The sequence below is a fragment of the Mucilaginibacter oryzae genome, from assembly GCF_003148845.1.
GTDB classification, from domain to species: Bacteria; Bacteroidota; Bacteroidia; order Sphingobacteriales; family Sphingobacteriaceae; genus Mucilaginibacter; species Mucilaginibacter oryzae.
Genome location: NZ_QGHA01000012.1, coordinates 1 through 19,416 on the forward strand (window position 1 = coordinate 1; position 19,416 = coordinate 19,416).

Genomic DNA, 19,416 nt, shown 5'->3' on the forward strand with positions numbered 1-19,416 from the left:
TAAATACATCATAGACGATACAAAAGCTTGCTTTTTTACCTTTCTTAGGTTCAATAAGCAGACTTTTTATAATTGGGAAGATAGACAACTCCAGCCAGGCTTCAAAGGTGATGTTATAGTTCATTACTGCTCTTAATGAGTATGCCGATAGTTTGGCTTGTTTAAAGAACTTCCAATGAGAGCAGGCATATTCTCTGTTCTCTTTTTAATAGCGGCATCAAGACATCGGAAGATTTTCCAGTTGATTAATATCCAGATGAACTTTGCAAGTAGCATGCACTCAAACCGTTCTTTTTTTACAGGTTTTACCCGGCGGAGGTTTAACAGCGATTTCCAACTTTTAAAGATTAGTTCAATTTGCCATCTGAGACGATAAAGCTCAATCACATCTGTTGATTTAAAGATAGCCTGATCTACATTAGTAATGAATACACTGAAACGGCAGCGTTCTTTGTATTCTTCTGAAAGTTCCCTCCCCCGGCTCTTTGCCTGCTTTTGTGCTTTCCTTATCCGCTCCGCCGAAATTTGCTCCGCGACTGGTACCACGATCAGGCGGCATTCAAGCGCGTTTTTACCCTTGTCAAGTATGATTTCAGTTTCAAAGCATACCTGTTTATTTGCCTGCATACGCTCATAAAGTAACGACCAGTCAATCACTTTGCCTGTGGCCTTATCAACGGGTTTCCATTTCGGTTGCAGTCTGTTTAGAAAAAACGCTTTGCTCTCGGCAACCCCTCTTAAATAAGCCATTGTAACATAACCCAGGTCCCGGATATGGAGATCATCTTTGGCTATGCGGCCTGCTGTTTTCTTCGAATAACTTTGATCGTTTTTTGTTGCTTTGGTTAACTCCAGATTCTCCCAATCTCCATTTTTGAGGTCAAATGAATATTGTATGTTCATTAACGGATTGGAAACCGCTCCTCCGTAACCCGGATAACTTTCCTTGTATTCATCGGGTAGGCAGAATTTACAGGAGTCGGTAATCAGTACCCGCGAGAATGGTTGCCATATATCGTGATTGTAGATAACTAATTTGGTAGCCATTTGCTCTGCTAAAACAAGCTTCATAAATTCAACACTACTTTCGTTGAACCGCTTATGAAGACCGACCTTGCTCAATGGCTTATCATTTTGCTTTATCAGGTCATCGCAACAATCCTGGAGGCTAAGCTGGTGATCAATGCTGTTGAATACAAGCGTATCAATAAATGCTTCCGGCTTAAGTTTGGAACTACGGCGACAAAAACCGCTACGGTGGGCGAATTCTGCGATCTTATCGGTCTTAATAACGGCGCAGATGGAACTGTTCAATGTATCCGAATCATCTGAAATAAACTTACTTTTATCAAAAATAAAAGGTGCTTTTCCTTAGCAAAGCACATTGTTTTTAAAAAAAATGTTATATTTATATAAGAAAAGGCGGTCTTGCCTCGAAACAAACCGCCTTTTCAATAAATATTTAAACTATACAAATATGGGAAAATCTAATCGGTTTTGCCCAACGGCGAAGCCTCGCTTTATGCTCTTTTCAAATTCACTTCAATACAAAAATCCTTAAGTTAACGGCTATGGGCTCCAGCCGAGCGGCGGCGAGGGAGCTAACCGGCACCGCCCTGGTAGCCGAACTTATAAAACTAAAAAGCCATTGCTTATATAAGTATGCAATGGCTTTTTAGTTGATGAGAGTGTGATATTAACTCTTCTTTTCTTCGTTCTCTTTCTCGATTTTATCTTCCGCCTTTTTCAAGTTTCCCTGAAGTTGCGGGTTTTGTGCCGGGAGCACACGCACCTTATGTTCAACTTCTGTTTGCATGATGTGTACAGCGTAAGGAGCGGGTTCAATATGGCTTCCACTTGCTTCGGCATACACCTGGGTAAACTCGGCACCGATATATAATATTGCCGATGTATAATAGATCCAAACCAGGATAACGATGATAGAACCGGCCGCGCCGTATGCCGAGCCCTGCGCGGTATAATGAATATACAAACTGATAATGTACTGCCCCAACATAAACAGGATAGCAGTAAAGATTGATCCGCCGCGCACATCCCGCCACCTGATCCTTACATCCGGTAAAAATTTAAAGATGATGCCAAACAGCGTGGTGATAATCACGAGGGTAATCCCCAGGTTAAGGCCTTGCACTAACAATTTGGTCACAGCATCGATACCGGGTAAAAAATGCTGGATTTGATCTTTTATAGCTGTGATCACAATGTTGATGATAAGGGAGGCTAACAACAAAAAGCCCAGGCTGATGATCAGCGAAAACGATACGAACCTGTTACGTAATAATTGCAGCCAACCGTTTTTAGGCCGGGCTTTAACACGCCAGATGATATTGAGCGAGTCCTGGATTTCGATAAAAATACTGCTTGCGCCCAATAGCAAAGTGCCAACACCAATAACCACTGCCAGGCCCGATTTGCCTGAAAGCGCGAGGTGTTTTAAAGCATCCTGAATTTGCGCCGCCGGTTGCGGACCAACATAACGTACAATTTCGGGGTATAGCTTGTTGGTTACCGCGTCTTTTTCAAATACAAGCCCGGCTACCGAAATTACGATGATGAGCAGCGGCGCTATAGAAAAAACGGTATAGTAAGCCAGCGAAGCGCTTAGCTTTAAGCCATTATCTTTTGAGAAACCGGTAAAGGAAGCCAGTAAAATTTTCCATAATTGTTTAAAGTAATCCTTGCTGAAAAACTTCATAACTGTTTTTTATAAGTGTAAATGTTGTTTAAATTGTGTTTAAGCAATAACGATGCCTTTTGTGGATTGGAAGTAATGTTTTTATCTTGCTATACCGGATTTTAATATCATTCCAGCCAGCGCTCGGATATTGTCACCAACAACTTACCGCCATGTATCGATGGTGTTCAGTTTTAAAAAGTGTGAACACTTTATATTTTCATTAAAATTCATTCGATTATCAATCAACAAATTACAAAACAGCGCTTTTGATCAAAAGCCTCAAATTGAACATATTGACCCTGTAAATCAAATGCTTACAATTTTCAATCGCAAAACACTGAACACCCGCTTTTTAAAAATTGAACACCTGTTTTTTTGAAAGATGAACACCTACCCACAGGCTTTATAACAGGCGGTTTTAAAATCACATCCTGCTACCTCACAACCACTGCAAAGGCACATCAAGCAATTCATAATCTTCCCAGCCATTAAAATCATAATGCCACCACTCGGTAGAGAGTACCCTGAAGCCATATTTGGACATTACTGTTTTAAGCAACTCGCGGTTACTGATCTGCAAGGGCTTTAAATTGGGGTAATTAGCTGATGCTTTACGGCTGAAACTATCAAAAGGCGTAGGCATATCCAGTTCTTTCCCTGTTTTCAGGTCGATAAGTGAAAGATCAATAGCGCAGCCCCTGTTGTGCTTTGATCCCAAACGCGGATTAGCTACATAGTTGGTATCCGGAGTTTTTTCATAAAAATCTACGGTAACCGAGTAGGGGCGGTAGGCGTCATAAATCTTAAGTCCTAAGTTTTGAGTTTTAAGTTCAGCTTCTACTTGCTGCAGGGCTTTCACCACAGGCAGCCGGGCGTATGCCCTGGCAACGCTGTACATGCGGCGGTGCATAAAATTATTAGTGGTGGCATAGCGGATATCCAGAACAATTTGCGGGATATATTTTTTTATTTCGACAAGCTGTTTCTCCGGATTAGCCTTTACCTGTACTTTATACCGTGCAATATTGCTTATTTTTGTACTATCGATGTACTTGTAGTGCTGTGCCTGTACGCCAACACTAAGCAGGATCAACATCAACAGATAAAAATAGCTCTTCATAATTACCTGTGCGATACAATGAGCAGGTCGAGATCTTTGCAGGGGATAGAAAACCTGTCGCCGATGTGTTTATTGGTGAGGTGTCCCTGGTAAATGTAAACCGCGTTACGGACACCCGATTTTTGCCAGATCACATTTTTAATCCCGCCATGATCGCCAATATCCAGCAAAATGGGGGCGAAGATATTGGTAAGCGCGTAAGTAGCCGTACGGGCCACGCGCGAGGCAATGTTAGGCACGCAATAATGAATCACATCGTACTTGCGAAAAACCGGGTGGGTGTGGTTGGTTACTTCGGATGTTTCAAAACAGCCGCCCTGGTCAATGCTCACATCAATAATCACCGAGTCGCGCTTCATGTTGCTCACTGTGGCTTCGGAGATGATACAGGGGCTGCGTCCGTCTTCGGCACGGAGGGCGCCTATTGCCACATCGCAGGTAGTGATGGCTTTTTCTAAAACAATGGGCTGTACCACCGATGTAAATACCCGGCTGCCGATGTTGTTTTGCAAGCGGCGAAGCTTATATATCGATGGGTCGAAAACCTTCACTTCGGCACCTAATGATATCGCTGTACGGGCGGCATATTCGCCTACGGTGCCTGCCCCTAAAATCACAATTTCGGTAGGGGGTACGCCGGTGATCCCGCCCAGCATCAGGCCCTTTCCTTCAAAAACATTGCTCAGGTATTCGGCAGCTATCAGGATGGAAGTAGCGCCTACTATTTCGCTCATGGCACGTACCACGGTGAGGATATTACCTTCATCGCGCAGGTGCTCAAAACTAAGCGCGGTAATTTTTTTGGCCATCAGCGCATGGATGCTTTCGGCTTTCAGCGTGGCCATTTGCAGGGTAGAGATCAACAACTGCCCGGGTTTCATCATCTCAATCTCCTGCAGCGTTGGTGGGGCTATTTTAATGATGATATCGGCCTCGTACACCTTTTTGGTATCATAGATGATCTGCCCGCCCTGGTCGGCATAATCCTTATCCGAAAAGTTGGCGGCCTGCCCTGCATTGCTTTCCAGCAGTACCTCGTGCCCGTTGTTAACCAGCAGCGCAACTGATAATGGCGTTAACGGCACCCGGTTCTCCTGGAAGGAAACCTCTTTGGGGATGCCGATGTATAACTGATTTTTCTTAGATTTTACCTCAAGCAACGACTCCTGGGGCTGCATCATTGCCTGTTTGGCAATATCCGAAAACCCGCTAATGATCCCTGAACTCATGATGTATTTTTTAAAAGGCTGATGAAGATAGTAAAAATAGCCGGATGATAGAACTAAAAGTTTTGGATACTGATGAGCCTGGCGTTATCATCACCAACCTTAATATTCACCGTTGTATAGTGATCGGGCAGCAGATCGGGAATTTTTTCGGGCCACTCTATAAAACAGTAAGCCCCGCTGTAAAAATATTCTTCGTAGCCCATATCCAGCGCTTCGGTTTGTGTTTTAAGGCGATAAAAATCAAAGTGAAAAATGCGGCTGTCGCGGCCAATGTATTCGTTAACGATGGAGAATGTAGGGCTTGTGGCCGGTTCTTCCACGCCCATTTCTTCGCACAGGGTTTTAATGAGGGTGGTTTTGCCGGCACCCATATCGCCGTAAAATAAAAAGATCTTATGGTTTGCCGCGTTATCCAATATGGCTTTGGCGGCGGCCGGTAGCTGGGCTAATGAATTAACAGATAGTTGCACGATAATAATTCTTTACTTCATTGCCCAACAACGGTTATGTGTGTATTGAGCTTACCAAAAATACTCAAATTAAATATTAGCCAGCAACGCTTTCAAAAATTGCGCTTTCGCCTCAATATGAGGGATATGTCCGCAATTATCAAATTCAATCAATTTGTAGCCCGGGATTTTTTTTGCCGTTTCAGGCCCTAAAATTTTATATTGCCCGTGTTTGGCTTTCTCATCGTTGCTAAGCAGCGCTTTACCCACAATGGTTTTATCTTCTTTACCGGTAAAAAGTACTGTTGGTACTTTGATTAAACCGAACTCATAACATACCGGCTGCTCATAGATCATCTCGAAAGTAAGCGCTGCAACCTTGGCATAACGCGGAAAGTCGGCGCTTTTGGTTACGCCGCCGCCTATGGCAACCAGGTAATCGTATTCGGGTTTCCATTTGGTGAAATAGGAGGTTTCGTAATATTTCTTTACGCTTTTAAAACTGGTTTTTAGTTCGGCTTTATAATCATCTTCGGCGCTGTTGTAAGGCACAAAGGTGCGGTAATCTTCCAGGCCTATCGGGTCTTCCAGTAACAGCTTATCAACCCGTTCGGGATACATCAACGTAAACCGGGTGGCTAACATCCCGCCCATTGAATGGCCCAGCAAGGTTATTTTGGGTATGCCGAGGCTATCCAGCAGCGTTTTATTTATCCGTGCCAGCTGGTGAAAGCTATAGTGGATAAACGCTTTTGATGATTTGCCGAAACCGAGCTGATCGGGCGCCACAACCCGGTAGCCTTTGCCGCTAAGCGCGCGGATCACGCCTGTCCAGTAATAGCCGCCAAAATTTTTGCCGTGAAAAAGCATTACTGTTTTGCCGTTAGGATTGGCTGGTTTTACATCCATATAGGCCATGCGTAAATCTTGTCCCTCAACCTTTACGGGCAAAAAGCTTACCGGGTAAGGATATTTAACGTTTTCGAGGTTGATGGAAAGTGTATCCGACTGGGCATAGGCCGCTATGCTTGCCAACAATATGATGAGCGGGGTTAATATTTTGCGCATGTAAAAGATACAGGGTAGGAGATGAAATGTTTGCCCTCCAGCCCCCTAAAGGGCGAGTTTGAAGGAAAGGTGACGATATTATTCACGTAGAGGCCTTTGTATGTATTTCGCCTTCACAAAAAAAGCCCTGCCAGATCGGCAGAGCTTTTAAAAATATAGTTTAAACCAGGTTGGGGCTATTTGGTATTAAACCCGAACGGCACAACAACTTTAAAGCTGATGTTACGCCCCATGTTAAATATACCGGGCCGAACGCCTTCGGGCACGGTAGGGTTATCAAAATATTTAAGCCTGCTCATGTTTGATTGGTAGTTAACATTAGCAAGGTTGGTGCCTTCAACAAAAAGCTTGATTACCGGCTGGCCTGCCTTGTTTACAATGTTACCGCCAAAACCCGCGCTTAGCAAGTTATATCCGGGGGTGTAAGTTTCTGTTCCGTAGGCTGCAAAAAAGCGGTCCTGTGCGCTGTAGTGGTCAAAGCCAACAAACGCGTAAATGCTTTTGAACTTGCCGATGCCGCCATTAAATGTTCCGCGAAGCTCGGAGTGGGTGTGCAAAGGCGGTATAAAGGGCAGGTATTTCAGGCTATCTGCAACCGGGCTGCCATTGCCCTTGTTTTCGCCATAAGTTAAGCTTAACGCGTTTTCAAAATGCAGCCACGAAATGGGATGTAAATCAACATTCACCTCACCGCCGTAAATACGGGCTTTACTTTGCACATAAGTAAATGTTCTGTATCCCTGCGTGTAAACCGGGCTGCCATCGGCCGCTAAAACCTGTTGCTGATAAATGTAGTTACTCAGGTTATTATTGAAAACCTCAACACTTGCCGAAATATTGGGCAGCGTTAAAAAGGTGCCGATATCTTCCTGCAAGCTAAACTCCGGTTTAAAGTCTTTATCGCCAACGTGGTAGATCTGAGAGCCCGGATCCGGGCCATTGGCCGAAATTTCGGCAATACTTGGCGCCCTGAAACCCCGTGAAATATTACCCTTGATCAGGAACGCGTCAGACACATTATAAGTAGCGCCAAAGCTGCCGGAAAAACCACTGAAGCGTTTGCTGAAGGCGTCGAACTGTTTGGTAACGTTAGCCGCTGTTTCGGGGTTGCTGCCGGTGTATAATTGCGGGTAGCCCTTAGCGCCCAAGGTATCAACGTAGGCCGCCGAGTTTGAGAAAGAACGGGTATCATACCTCGCGCCTGCCGAAACATCTAACTTGCCATAGCTTTTTTTGATAATAAAGAATGGTCCTACATCAAACTGGTGATAGGCCGGGATCGGAAAATCGGTAGCATCGCCAATGGTATTGTTACCATACTGCCCGTTAACGCCGAAGGTTGTTTCATAATCGTTACCGATGTTAAAGTTGTATTTAACATCATAGGTATAAGTAGCCAGGTGTAAGTTAAGGCCGGCAACATCAGCATCCTGCGGGTGCGTGTATTCGCGGCGGTGGCTGTATTGATAGCCGAGGTTAACCGCGAGGTTACCGTTGCCTAAAATAAAATTACTGTTGTTATAAATGCGGTAAAGTTGAACGTGCTGGTGCAGCGTTGGTATTTTATAGGAATTTAAAACCGAGTTTGGCACAATAGGCCTGAACGCGCCATCTTCGGTAATTTGCTGCGTAAACTTGCGGGTAAGCGAATCGCGGCTGCCATCAGGGATGGATTGCTCATCATCAAACACCGATGCATGCAGGTACGAATAGCCCCACGATTTGTTGAGGCCAACCATTATGCGGGCGTCTTTTTCGCGGTAGTTGGTGCCGTAAACACGGCCGTCATGCTCGTTTTGATAATCCTTGCTGCCTTTGGCAGATACTACGGTACCCCAAACTAAACCATTCTGATTGCCCTGCAGCCTGAACGAACCATTGTATAAGCCCTGGTTAGTGCCATACAATCCCTGCACCGAACCTAATATCTTTCCTTCGGGAGCAGGTGCGGGTGAAATTAAGTTTACAACACCGCCGATAGCGTCAGAACCATAGCTTAAACTTGCCGGGCCTTTAATCACCTCCACACGGTCTATCGAGTTTTGATCAACTTCAATACCATGCTCATCGCCCCATTGCTGGCCTTCCTGGCGGATACCATCCTGTAAGGTTATCACCCGGTTATATCCCAACCCGTGGATAAATGGTTTAGATACATTCGGGCCTGTAGTAACCGCGCTTACACCCGGCAATGTAGCGATTTGGTCAATAACGTTGCCTGCGGCAGCACGTTGCTCAAGGTACGCTTTGCCTACCGCCAGCATTGGCACAGGGCTGCGTTTCATTTCGGTGGCTTTGCTTACACCGGTAATAACCACTTCACCCGCCTCAAGCGATGAGGCCTGCATTTGTACATCAAATACCCTGGTTTTTGAAAAGTCGACCCTTTGGGTAACTGTAAGGTAGCCTATATAACTCACCTGCACCAGGAAAACACCCTTAGGTACTATGGCAAAGCTGTATTTGCCATTTACATCGGTAATAGTGCCTTTGCGTAAATCGGGGATATTGATGGTGGCACCAATAATTGGTTTACCATCGGCTTTATCAGTTATAGTACCTGAAAGACTGCCGGTGGCATCTTCAATGATGTTGATTTTGGAGTTAAGCGGAGCGCCATGCACGGGGGCGCCAAATTGAACGGATAAAAACAATAATATAGCGAAGCTGATAAGCTTTAATTTCATAACGAAAACTTAAAAAGTAGATAAATGCCCCTGTAAAGGCGGCCTGTTTGGAAAAAGTAAATAAAGCGGATGTTACGCCGTTACAGGAGGTGCCCTGCCGGCCGCGAGGATGAGCGCGATGCTTACAAAATTGTAATCGCCCTGCTTAAAAACATGAGCAGATGGCGCGAGGGGTATTAAAAATAAGTTACCAACAACAACCACGGCATCGGCATGGTGCATGGCATCGCACAGCGAACATTTTTCTTTAACGGTTGCCCTGTCGGCAGCGATGTGACTGCTTTTGGTTATGCCCTTAATAAGCGCGTGCTGGTGCGAATAAACAGCGTATTGCCCAACAACAAAGCTAAGCAGCAGCAGCCATGCGAATAGGATATGTAGGCGTTTGTTTTGCACAAGTTAACCCCCATTAAACGGGATAACGCAAAAGTAAGTATTAAAACGGGAATATTAATGCAACATCGTAACAATTGTGTTTACTTAGTTCATGGTTGATGGTTCATGGCAATCTTCGTTATAAAAACATTTCTCCGTCTTTTTTACTACGAACTATGATTCATCAACCATGAACTACCCTATCTTTGCAAACTATGAAACCCGCCGAGATCAATAAAAAATGGGAAGTGCTGCAGCAATACATCGCCGAGGATTTTGACAACGAAAAGCCCGACATTAAAGTAATGCTGTTTTTAATAGGGGTACAGGAGCTGGGGCAGGGGCCGCGCAAGTTCAGCAAGCGCCAAAAGGAAGAGTTGATGCATATTGCAACCTGCAGGTTATTCAGCATGATGGGTTTTTACGAGTTGGAAGGGCTTGACCAGGACGGCTGGCCGCATTGGAAACGTGTAAAAGTAATACCCAATTATACCCTGCTTGAGCAGGAGATGACAATAAAATCGCTGATTATTGCTTATTTTGAAGAGTTGGGAGTGATTTGATTTTTGCAGTGAGTGTTGCACATCTTGCTGTAAGCCTGAGTGATAGCGAAGCATGACAACATTAACCGGCATCATCTCCACCATACTTTTATTAGCCGTTAACCTTCTTAAATTCTAAAAATTTATAATTTCGATAAACTACGGCTCAGACAGAAAATCCTGATGAAGAAACTTTTTATTTTAAGCGCCCTCTTACTAACGTTTACTGCCGCATTTGCAGGCCCTCCTAAAAATCAATATGTGCGTATCCATACCGCTTATGGTGATTGTATTATCCGTTTGTACAACGAAACGCCTTTACACAGGGATAACTTTATCAAGCTCACCAAAAAGGGCTTTTTCAATGGCACATTGTTTCACCGGGTAATCCAAAACTTCATGATCCAGGGCGGCGACCCGGAATCAAAAGATCCAGTGAAGGCAAAGCCAGGCGCCGAGCTTGGCAACGGGGATGTGGGTTACACTATCCCTGCCGAATTCCGTGATAGTTTGTTTCACAAACGCGGCGTATTGGGTGCCGCGCGCGATGAAAACCCGACCAAAGCATCAAGCGGCTGCCAGTTTTATATCACCGAAGGCAAACGCTTTACCGACGGCAAGTTGGATACCCTGGAGAACACCCGACTTAAAGGGCGAAAAATACCTGCCTGGCAACGGGATTGGTACAAAACGGTGGGAGGGGTACCGCACCTTGATCAAAACTACACCGTATTTGGCGAGGTAGTTGCCGGTATTGATATGGTAGACAGGATAGCCGCCGTTAAAAAGGATGGCAATGACAGGCCGGTTACTGATGTGCCGATGACAGTAACGTTATTGAGCAAAAAGCAATGCAGGCAGTTAGATAAAATCTTAGGCCCCCCGGCCCCCTGAAGGGGAAGGGAAAGAAGCTACCCGGATCATAAAATCTTACATTCATTAACATTGCAAATAAAAAATTTCCCTTTAAGGGGGGTAGGGGACATATGAAAATAATCACTTATAATGTGAACGGAATCCGGTCGGCTATTAACAAGGGCTGGCTGGCCTGGCTACAGGCCACCGATGCCGATGTTGTTTGCCTGCAGGAAATAAAGGCAACACCCGATGTGTTGACAGATCTTGGGCTTGTTGATGCTATGGGCTACCAGCACTATTGGTTCCCTGCCGAAAAGAAAGGTTATAGCGGCACGGCTATTTTTACCAAAATCCTCCCGAAGCACATCGAATACGGCTGTGGCATTCCCGATTTTGACCGTGAGGGCCGTTGTATCCGGGTTGACTTTGACGAGGTATCTGTAATGAGCGTGTACTTTCCGTCGGGTTCGAGCGGTGATGAGCGCCAGGTTTTTAAATACCGGTTTTTAGATGAGTTTGGGAAATACCTTACCTTGCTTAAGGTGACTATCCCTAACCTGGTAGTTTGCGGCGATTATAATATTTGCCATAAACCTATCGATATCCATAACCCGAAATCAAACGCCAACTCATCAGGCTTTTTGCCTGAAGAGCGTGAATGGATGGAGAATTTTATTGAAGGCGGTTTCATCGATACCTTCCGTCACCTTAACAAAGAACCTCATCATTACACCTGGTGGAGTTTCCGAGCCGGGGCACGCGGCAAAAACTTGGGCTGGCGTATTGATTACGCTATGGCCAGTACACCATTGGAAGCTAATATCCGCAGGGCGGCGATATTGCCTGAGGCTAAGCATTCAGATCATTGCCCGGTGCTGCTGGAGTTGGAGTTTTAAAGAGCATTATTGCTATATAACAGGCGGTAGTGAAGATGCGAACGCCTTTGCCTCAATGTAAAAGCAACTGATTCGTGAAGACAAAACCTGCCGATCTGTGGAGACACGGATCGATAGGAAAGGCATGGGTCCATATCCAAGGCGGTCGTGTCCCCACGGCCGCTTGTACGCTATTATCCTTAATAGCTGGCAGCTATCCGTGGAGGCAAAACCAGCCGATCCGTGTCCCCGCGGATCGAGGGGAGAAAGAGCTAAAACTCCTCATGGATATAAGTCATAATCCTAACCATCTCATCCCTAATCTCCCGGCCCGGCCTTACAAAATTGTTGTTCATAAATGCAAAGGCAAGTCGTTTGCCTTTCCGGGTAACCAAATAACCGCTTTGATTATGATTGTTACTTAATGAACCTGTTTTGGCCCAAACAAAGGGCTGCCCGTTATCTGTTTTATAGGCGCTTTTTATAGTTCCGGCAACACCACCTATTGGCATCATACTATAAAGCAATTTTTCATCCTTTACCTCATCATGAATTTTCAGCAGAAGGGTTACCATATCCCTTGGCGTAAACAAATTATAGCGTGATAAGCCCGATCCATCTACCCATTGCGGGACATCCGGCAGATCGTTCAGCAGATTGGTTTTGGCGTAGTTAATTACCGAATCGGCGTTTAAAGTATTAAACTTTATTGATGAGCATACCAGCAGCAATTGTTCGGCAATAAAATTATCGCTCGGTTGCAACATTCGCCGGTACACCGAATCGGCATTGGCGTTATAAATAATTTTGGTATCGGCAGGCATTGGTGTTTGCAATAGCGATACCGGCTTTTTCAACGTGTCCTGCAGCAAGGCTATGGTAAGCTGCAAACTTGTTTTCCACGGAATTTCCTGCTTATAACCCGGCGGGATCTCTCCGGCAGGGTAAACAAAGTTATTGGTTAACAAATCGCGTTTTACATTAAACCTGGCCGGATGATAATTAACGTCGGCATTTAAAAACCGCTTCAAATACCGGGGCGCTACCTGCATGTTGCCGTCACGGTCTGCATATAGCCGTGCTACGTTATCTTCAATGGGTAGCGCGGTGATCTCGGCCTGGTAGTAATCGTTGTAATCATCCCAGGCCCAGCCGGGACCAAAAAGCTCACCGCTATAGTTTCCCGGCGAATAGAACAATTGCCTGTTGCTGCTTCTTAAAAAATTTAGTCCGTTTACACCTTTTAGATCGGAATGTAAAAATGTCGGATCGCCGGTGCCCCAAAATACCAGCGAATCGCCCCGGATTTGATAGCGGAGCGCCGGGATGCTATCGCCCAGCATTTTGAGGCAGGTATAAAAAGTGAAAAGCTTGGTATTGGATGCCGGGGTGAAATATTTATCGGCATTAAGCTCGTAAATCATTTTTTGCTCATCCATATCATACAGGGCAAAGCCTGTAAAATGATCGTTCATAATTTGGGAGTGCCTGAAAAGCTTTTTAAGCTTCCTTTTTTTTATTGAACGGGCATAAATGCTGTGATGGAATACACTTAAAACACCAATGATTATCAGAATTGAAATAGTTGGTTTTCGCATAATAAAATATTCAATTAACAAATAAATGTGGTAAATTTAATATACCAACTATAACCATTTTGTTACACAAGTTATATTATAAATTACACCGGTCCGCGGCATGGTGGCTTGCGGCTATATTAACATTCTGCGTGGCTGGTACCGTTCGCGGCCAGTACTTTGATCTTGCCGTTAATAAAAAAAAGGTCAATATCCCTTTCAGGTTGGAACGCAATCTGTTAATCATAAAACTGAAGATCAATAACAAAGGTCCCTTTAACTTTATTTTGGATACGGGGGTTGGCCTCATGATTATTACTGATCCCAAATTAGTCGATTCGCTGAGCATTCCCAATAAACGTACCCTAAAAATACCCGGGCTTGGCGAGGGCGAAGATTCTGAAGCCTACGTAAGCCCCATACTAAACGTTGAAATACCCGGGCTTGTTAGTTATGACATTGCCGCGGCCATACTTAAAAAGGATGTTTTTAACCTTTCCGGCTACGCGGGCATGCCGGTACACGGCTTGTTGGGCTATGAATTTTTTAACAATATGGCCGTGAAAATTGATTTCCAGGATAGCACGGTTACCGTTTGCCGCCCCAAAGATTTGAAACCGATGCGGCGCAGCAGTAAAATACCCATGAGCGTTGAAGACAGGAAGCCATACATTAGCGCGAGGGTAGTGATGCCGGGTGTTACACCGTTTAAAACAAAGCTGGTGGTAGATTTGGGGGCGGGGCACCCGGTTTCTATCGAGCGGTATATTAAAAACTATGGCCTGCCGCAAAAATTTATCTCATCGGCCAACCTTGGCATTGGCCTTAACGGGCCCATTAATGGTTTTATAAGCCGGCTCGAGGAGTTTGATATTGGTAAATTCAGGGTGAAGCAGGTGCTTGCTTCTTTTCCTAACGATAACAATAACCAAAACAACCTTACAGTAAAACGTGATGGTAATTTGGGCGCCGGGATTTTGAAACGCTTTACGGTAGTATTTGATTACCCGGATAGCGTGATGTACCTGAAGCGGGCCTCTAATTTCGATGAGCCTTTTGAGCATGACATGAGCGGTTTGGAGTATTACGCCGCAGGCGATAATTACGACAGGATTGTGATTAGCCGGGTTGAACCCGGTTCGGCGGCTGATGAGATAGGCCTTGAACGCGATGACGAGATTATTGCTATCAATTTTAACCCGGTATCTAAAATGACGCTCCAGCAAATTGACGAACTTTTTAAATCAAAAGACGACAGGAGCCTGCTTTTGGATGTTTACCACGAAAAAAGGCTTGATAAAGTGGTGCTTACCTTAAAACGCCGAATATAATTAACAATACGCGTAATTTTTTTTAGCTATAATGCGTCTTACCCTGAAAAAAGAAGCCTTTTTTATATAAGTTTACAGTTTAACTTTATTTTAATCAATGAAAAAACACTTATTGCCGGGCATTTACATGCGCGGCTCAGTATTGGCGCTTGCAATTTTAGCGGGTTCGTGCGCTACTAAAAAGCATGCTGCCAATCAAACCCTAACCCTTAAAACCACCACAACAGCCAACGGAACGGTGGCTACCGCCACAACCGGCGCGCCTAAAAAAGAAGGCATCAAAAAATTCAGTGACCTGATCCCGGCCAAAACTAAGGTTGATAGCGGCTTGTTTAACCTGTACAAGGTTGATGGCAAGTATTACTACGAAATTCCGGATTCATTAAACGGCCGCGAAATGCTGGTGGTTACCCGCTTTGTTAAAACACCCGGCGGCCTGCGCACTTTTGGTCAGCAATATGGCGGCGAAGAAATTAACGACCAGGTTTGGAAATGGGAACGCCGCGACAAGCAGGTGTTTATCCGCGTGCCAAGCTTTTCAATGCGTGCCGATAGTACCAGTGATATGTATCAATCGGTAAAAAACTCAAACCTTGATGCGGTGCTGGCTTCGTTTGATGTTAAAGCCTTTAATAAAGATACCACCGGCGTTTTAATTGATGTTACTGATTTTTACAACGGGGATGTGCAGGCTATTGGTTTATCAGACGATATTAAAAAAGCCTATAAAACCATGGGCCTTGATAACTCGCGCTCATATATAGATACGATTAAGAGCTTTCCGATAAATATCGAAGCACATTCATTAAAAACATACCGCGCCGGCGAATCGCCAACGGATAACAGCAACGGAGCCATCACCTTCGAACTGAATACCTCGATGTTGCTGTTGCCTAAAACACCGATGAAGCCGAGGATCATGGATGAGCGGGTAGGCTTTTTTGGTCAGCGCCAGACAGATTATGGCACCGACGCGCAAAAAGCTTTGGTTACGGCCTACATACACCGCTGGCGGCTGGAACCTAAAGACCCGGTAGCTTATGCGAACGGTAAACTGGTTGAGCCAAAGAAACAAATTGTATACTACATTGATCCGGCTACACCTAAAAAATGGGTGCCGTATCTTATTGCCGGTGTAAACGATTGGCAAAAAGCCTTTGAAACCGCCGGTTTTAAAAACGCTATTGTGGCTAAGGTAGCTCCAACCAAAAAAGAAGATCCGGAGTTTAGCACCGAGGATGCACGTTATGCCGTGATCCGTTACTTTGCCTCGGATGTGGAGAATGCTTACGGGCCGCATGTTGCCGACCCGCGCAGCGGCGAGATTTTGGAAAGCCACGTAGGCTGGTACCACAACGTGATGCAGTTATTGCGCGATTGGTATCTGATCCAGACAGCGGCTGTAAACCCTAACGCGCGCCATGCTCAATTTACTGATGAGCAAATGGGCGAACTGATCCGTTTCGTATCATCGCATGAGATTGGTCACACCCTTGGTTTGCCACACAACTTTGGTTCGAGCTATGCTTACCCGGTTGATTCTTTGCGTTCAAAATCGTTTACCGACAAGCACGGCACAGCTCCGTCAATTATGGATTATGCCCGTTTCAATTATATAGCCCAGCCGGGCGATGGTGTAACGCACCTTTACCCGCAAATTGGCGAGTATGATGATTGGTCGATTAAATGGGGATATACCTGGTTTGTCGGCAACAAAACTCCCGAGCAGGAAAAAGAGATCCTGGCCAAATGGACAGATAAACATGCGGGCGACCCTAAATATTACTTCGGCCGCCAGGGTACATCCATCGACCCTCGTTTGCAAAACGAAGATTTGGGGGATAATGCCATGAAAGCGAGCGCTTATGGTATCGCCAACCTGAAACGTATTTTGCCAAACCTCGAAAAATGGTCGTACCAAAAAAATGAAAATTATGATGACCTGAGCGAACTTTACAACGAAGTGCTTGGTCAGTTTTACCGTTACATGGGCCACGTTACTACCAACATCGGCGGCATGAATGAAAACTTTAAAACTTATGATCAGAAAGGTGCCGTTTATGATTTCGTAGCCAAAGCCCGCCAGCACGAAGCTGCCGTATTTTTGAATGAACAATTGTACAAAACCCCAACCTGGTTAATTAACCAGCCGGAACTGGCTAAGTTTGACAACGGCGTAATTATTAACCGGATCAAAGCTATGCAGGCGTCATTGCTGGCAAACGAGTTAAACCCGTCAAGACTGGCCCGTATGTATGATAACGAAGCTAAAAATGGTAAAAATGCCTACACCGTTGCCGAGTTATTTAACGATTTGCATGCAGGCATATTTGGTGCCGGCAATCCTGACAGTTATAAACGCAGCCTGCAACGTAATTATGTGGAATACCTTAAAACGTTGTTAAATCTTGATGCCTCAGCATCCTATGCCGGTATATCGGCGGCATCGCTGGCAAGTTGGGGTTTAACGCCAATCAATATCGCCATGTCTGATATCAGGCCGATGGTTCGTGTTGAATTAAAGAAAATTGATGCCGGATTGCCAAAAGGCGGCGACGCGCTTACAGCGGCGCATTATGCCGATTTGCGACTAAGGATCAAAGAAGCGCTTAACCCAACCCGCCCGGTTGTAAATATTAATGGCATTATGATGCGCGGCCTGACAACCCCGGTGCCCGACAGTTTAGATCCGAAAGCAGGCAGCACCAACTGCTGGCCTAAAACAAGCTTCGATTTTTAATTTAAAAGGCTTTAAATACTGATTTATAATCCTGCCTCATTTTGGGGCAGGATTTTTTTATGTGCTGTAGTACTGTAAAGTGTTTTTAGGTGACACTGGTCATCAGGATTTTACCGGCTGCCCATTACACGCTCAACGTACGTTAAAATACCAGTTACTTAACCAAGCAAATAAACTGTTTTACTTATTTGGTGCTCAGTTTATTAAACTTTATGCTGTAGCTAACCAAAAAATACCTGTTTAAAGTATTGTTCTGTACGTCGTTTATAGAGTTGGTGCCTGTAGTGCGGTAGATACTTACGTTTTGATTAAACAGGTCATAAACGGTAAACTTTAATTCTCCGCGATCTTTTTTGAACATCCGCATAGCAACCGACGAGCTGATTACGTTTACGCCTTTCTTTAAACCCGGCGCTATCTGGGTATTATAATAAAAATCCTGTTTGGTTTCCCAGGTTAATTGCCTGAGGGGCCTTACAACAAGGCTGTTATTAAGGTTAAAGTTACCGGCGTGAACCTTCCTGAAATCATCGTAGTTGTATTTGGTATCACTTATGCTGTATCCCGCGCCTATGTTTAAGGTCATCTTTTCCTTCCAGTCTAAAAAAATATTTTCGTAAATACCCCGGTTAAAGGTGTTCTGCCAGCCCTCTGCATTATTAAGCAGGTTAAGGTTTTGATTGTAGTACCCATATACCGATGAACTGAAAAAAATCTGCCAGTCTTTCATCTTCCTGAAGCGTTTGTTGAAACCTATATTCATGTTATAGCCCGGCCTGCCGTCGCGGTTAACCACGGTAACGGTTTGCGACCCGTCCGACCGGATGGTTTGCTGATTTATCGACATGTTTTTTTGCCTGTAAACACTGCTGTAAAGCCATACGCTTATCTGGCTTTGGGTGGTATAAAGGCGGTAGTTAAGGTTATACGAATCATTGATGGCCGGTCTTAAATTCGGGTTACCTGTAAAAGTATACAGCGGACTGTAAACAATGGTAATTGGCTGCAGGCTTGATATACCGGGCTGGTTAACGTTGCGGTCGTAACTTATAGATAGCTGGTCGGTTTCAAAACGGATGGTTGGCAGCAGGAAAAAATAATTTTGGTTGAGCCTGCTGCTCGAAAAATTGTTTGCAATTTGCTGCCACTGCGTGTTAAGCCCTGCTATAATCTGTGTGTTTTTACCAAGCTGGTAGGTTAAACCAGGCTTAACGTTCTCGGTCCACTGATCGCGTTTAAGGTCGGAACTTTGATTGGTAAGCAACGAATCAAACCGGTTGGTTTTGATATCGTAGGTAAAAAGCTGGTCGCTGCTTTTATTGTAGGCGTTTGAAGTGGTAATATCAAGTGTAAGCTTTTTGGTAACGGGATAGCGGTAACTCAGATCGATATTGCCTGAAACATTGGTATTGGTACGGCTGGAGCGGCGGCGCAGGCTATCTGTTAAATAGGCATGCTGGTAATTAATTACATCATTGTTATTGAACGATGTACTTCTGCCGGGGTTGATCTGCAGGTTGTTTGAAATATTAAACGATTCGCCTTTATGTTTCCTGGAGCGTTTGTGAAAATAAAAGGTTTGCCTGTATTGCGTAGAACTGCCGTTACCGTAACTGTTTGCCGTTGATTTATTTACCGGCATATCGAAATTGTTATGCGTATCACCAAACGAGTTGGATTGATTATCATTAGTGTTAAAACTTATTGACGGATTGAAACGCAAATTGCGTACGGTGTCCGGTTCCCATTCAATCAAACCGCTTGCCGAATGACTTTGGTTGCCGGATGTACGATTGTTTGTTGATGAGTTTAGCAATGTAGTATCGCCCAGAAACTGCTGCTGCAGATTTGACGAGTTATTGATGTT

Annotated in this window: 15 protein-coding genes; 5 read left to right on the plus strand and 10 right to left on the minus strand. The window is 44.7% G+C overall.

Features of this window, described 5'->3' with window-relative positions; genetic code table 11:
- Window positions 1-132: 132 nt before the first annotated feature.
- From LX99_RS21325 to LX99_RS21365, 8 genes are all read right to left on the minus strand, one after another.
- On the minus strand, window positions 133-1,314 hold the full coding sequence (locus tag LX99_RS21325) for an IS4 family transposase (protein ID WP_170122737.1): 1,182 nt from the start codon (window positions 1,312-1,314) through the stop codon (window positions 133-135).
- Window positions 1,315-1,696: 382 nt separating this feature from the next.
- Window positions 1,697-2,716, minus strand: a complete 1,020-nt coding sequence (locus tag LX99_RS21330) for a YihY/virulence factor BrkB family protein (protein WP_109609672.1) — start codon at window positions 2,714-2,716, stop codon at window positions 1,697-1,699.
- A 421-nt stretch (window positions 2,717-3,137) separates the two neighbouring features.
- Window positions 3,138-3,818, minus strand: coding sequence for a M15 family metallopeptidase (locus LX99_RS21340; protein ID WP_109609674.1), 681 nt, complete (start codon window positions 3,816-3,818; stop codon window positions 3,138-3,140).
- 2 nt (window positions 3,819-3,820) lie between these two features.
- The gene (locus LX99_RS21345; RefSeq protein WP_022832216.1) at window positions 3,821-5,047 is read right to left on the minus strand and encodes an alanine dehydrogenase; all 1,227 of its coding nucleotides are present in this window, start codon (window positions 5,045-5,047) and stop codon (window positions 3,821-3,823) included.
- Between the two features lie 53 nt (window positions 5,048-5,100).
- Entirely contained in the window at window positions 5,101-5,517 is a 417-nt protein-coding gene (gene tsaE, locus LX99_RS21350) for a tRNA (adenosine(37)-N6)-threonylcarbamoyltransferase complex ATPase subunit type 1 TsaE (protein ID WP_109609675.1), read from the minus strand.
- 69 nt (window positions 5,518-5,586) lie between these two features.
- Window positions 5,587-6,564, minus strand: a complete 978-nt coding sequence (locus LX99_RS21355; RefSeq protein ID WP_109609676.1) for an alpha/beta fold hydrolase — start codon at window positions 6,562-6,564, stop codon at window positions 5,587-5,589.
- A 176-nt stretch (window positions 6,565-6,740) separates the two neighbouring features.
- Window positions 6,741-9,251, minus strand: a complete 2,511-nt coding sequence (locus tag LX99_RS21360) for a TonB-dependent receptor (protein WP_109609677.1) — start codon at window positions 9,249-9,251, stop codon at window positions 6,741-6,743.
- Window positions 9,252-9,323: 72 nt separating this feature from the next.
- Window positions 9,324-9,647 (minus strand): hypothetical protein, encoded by a 324-nt coding sequence (locus LX99_RS21365; RefSeq protein ID WP_109609678.1) that lies wholly within the window; start codon window positions 9,645-9,647, stop codon window positions 9,324-9,326.
- Window positions 9,648-9,841: 194 nt separating this feature from the next.
- Here LX99_RS21365 and LX99_RS21370 point away from each other — a divergent pair, with 194 nt between their 5' ends.
- From LX99_RS21370 to LX99_RS21380, 3 genes are all read left to right on the plus strand, one after another.
- A complete protein-coding gene (locus LX99_RS21370) occupies window positions 9,842-10,189 on the plus strand; it encodes a hypothetical protein (RefSeq protein ID WP_109609679.1) in 348 nt (115 codons plus the stop codon).
- A 162-nt stretch (window positions 10,190-10,351) separates the two neighbouring features.
- Window positions 10,352-11,062, plus strand: coding sequence for a peptidylprolyl isomerase (locus LX99_RS21375; RefSeq protein WP_109609680.1), 711 nt, complete (start codon window positions 10,352-10,354; stop codon window positions 11,060-11,062).
- A 92-nt stretch (window positions 11,063-11,154) separates the two neighbouring features.
- Complete coding sequence (locus LX99_RS21380) at window positions 11,155-11,922, plus strand: exodeoxyribonuclease III (protein ID WP_109609681.1); 768 nt, start codon at window positions 11,155-11,157, stop codon at window positions 11,920-11,922.
- Between the two features lie 251 nt (window positions 11,923-12,173).
- Here the strand turns inward: LX99_RS21380 and LX99_RS21385 are convergent, their stop codons facing one another.
- Window positions 12,174-13,376, minus strand: a complete 1,203-nt coding sequence (locus LX99_RS21385; protein ID WP_245927982.1) for a D-alanyl-D-alanine carboxypeptidase/D-alanyl-D-alanine-endopeptidase — start codon at window positions 13,374-13,376, stop codon at window positions 12,174-12,176.
- A gap of 182 nt (window positions 13,377-13,558) precedes the next feature.
- On the opposite strand from LX99_RS21385, the gene LX99_RS21390 reads away from it, so the two are divergent.
- On the plus strand, window positions 13,559-14,809 hold the full coding sequence (locus tag LX99_RS21390) for an aspartyl protease family protein (protein ID WP_109609683.1): 1,251 nt from the start codon (window positions 13,559-13,561) through the stop codon (window positions 14,807-14,809).
- A gap of 97 nt (window positions 14,810-14,906) precedes the next feature.
- On the plus strand, window positions 14,907-17,549 hold the full coding sequence (locus LX99_RS21395; RefSeq protein ID WP_245927983.1) for a zinc-dependent metalloprotease: 2,643 nt from the start codon (window positions 14,907-14,909) through the stop codon (window positions 17,547-17,549).
- Between the two features lie 184 nt (window positions 17,550-17,733).
- Here LX99_RS21395 and LX99_RS21400 read toward each other — a convergent pair whose 3' ends face one another.
- Window positions 17,734-19,365 carry an outer membrane beta-barrel protein gene (locus tag LX99_RS21400; RefSeq protein ID WP_109609684.1) on the minus strand — a complete coding sequence of 544 codons (1,632 nt, stop codon included), beginning with the start codon at window positions 19,363-19,365 and terminating at the stop codon, window positions 17,734-17,736.
- Window positions 19,366-19,416 lie beyond the last annotated feature (51 nt).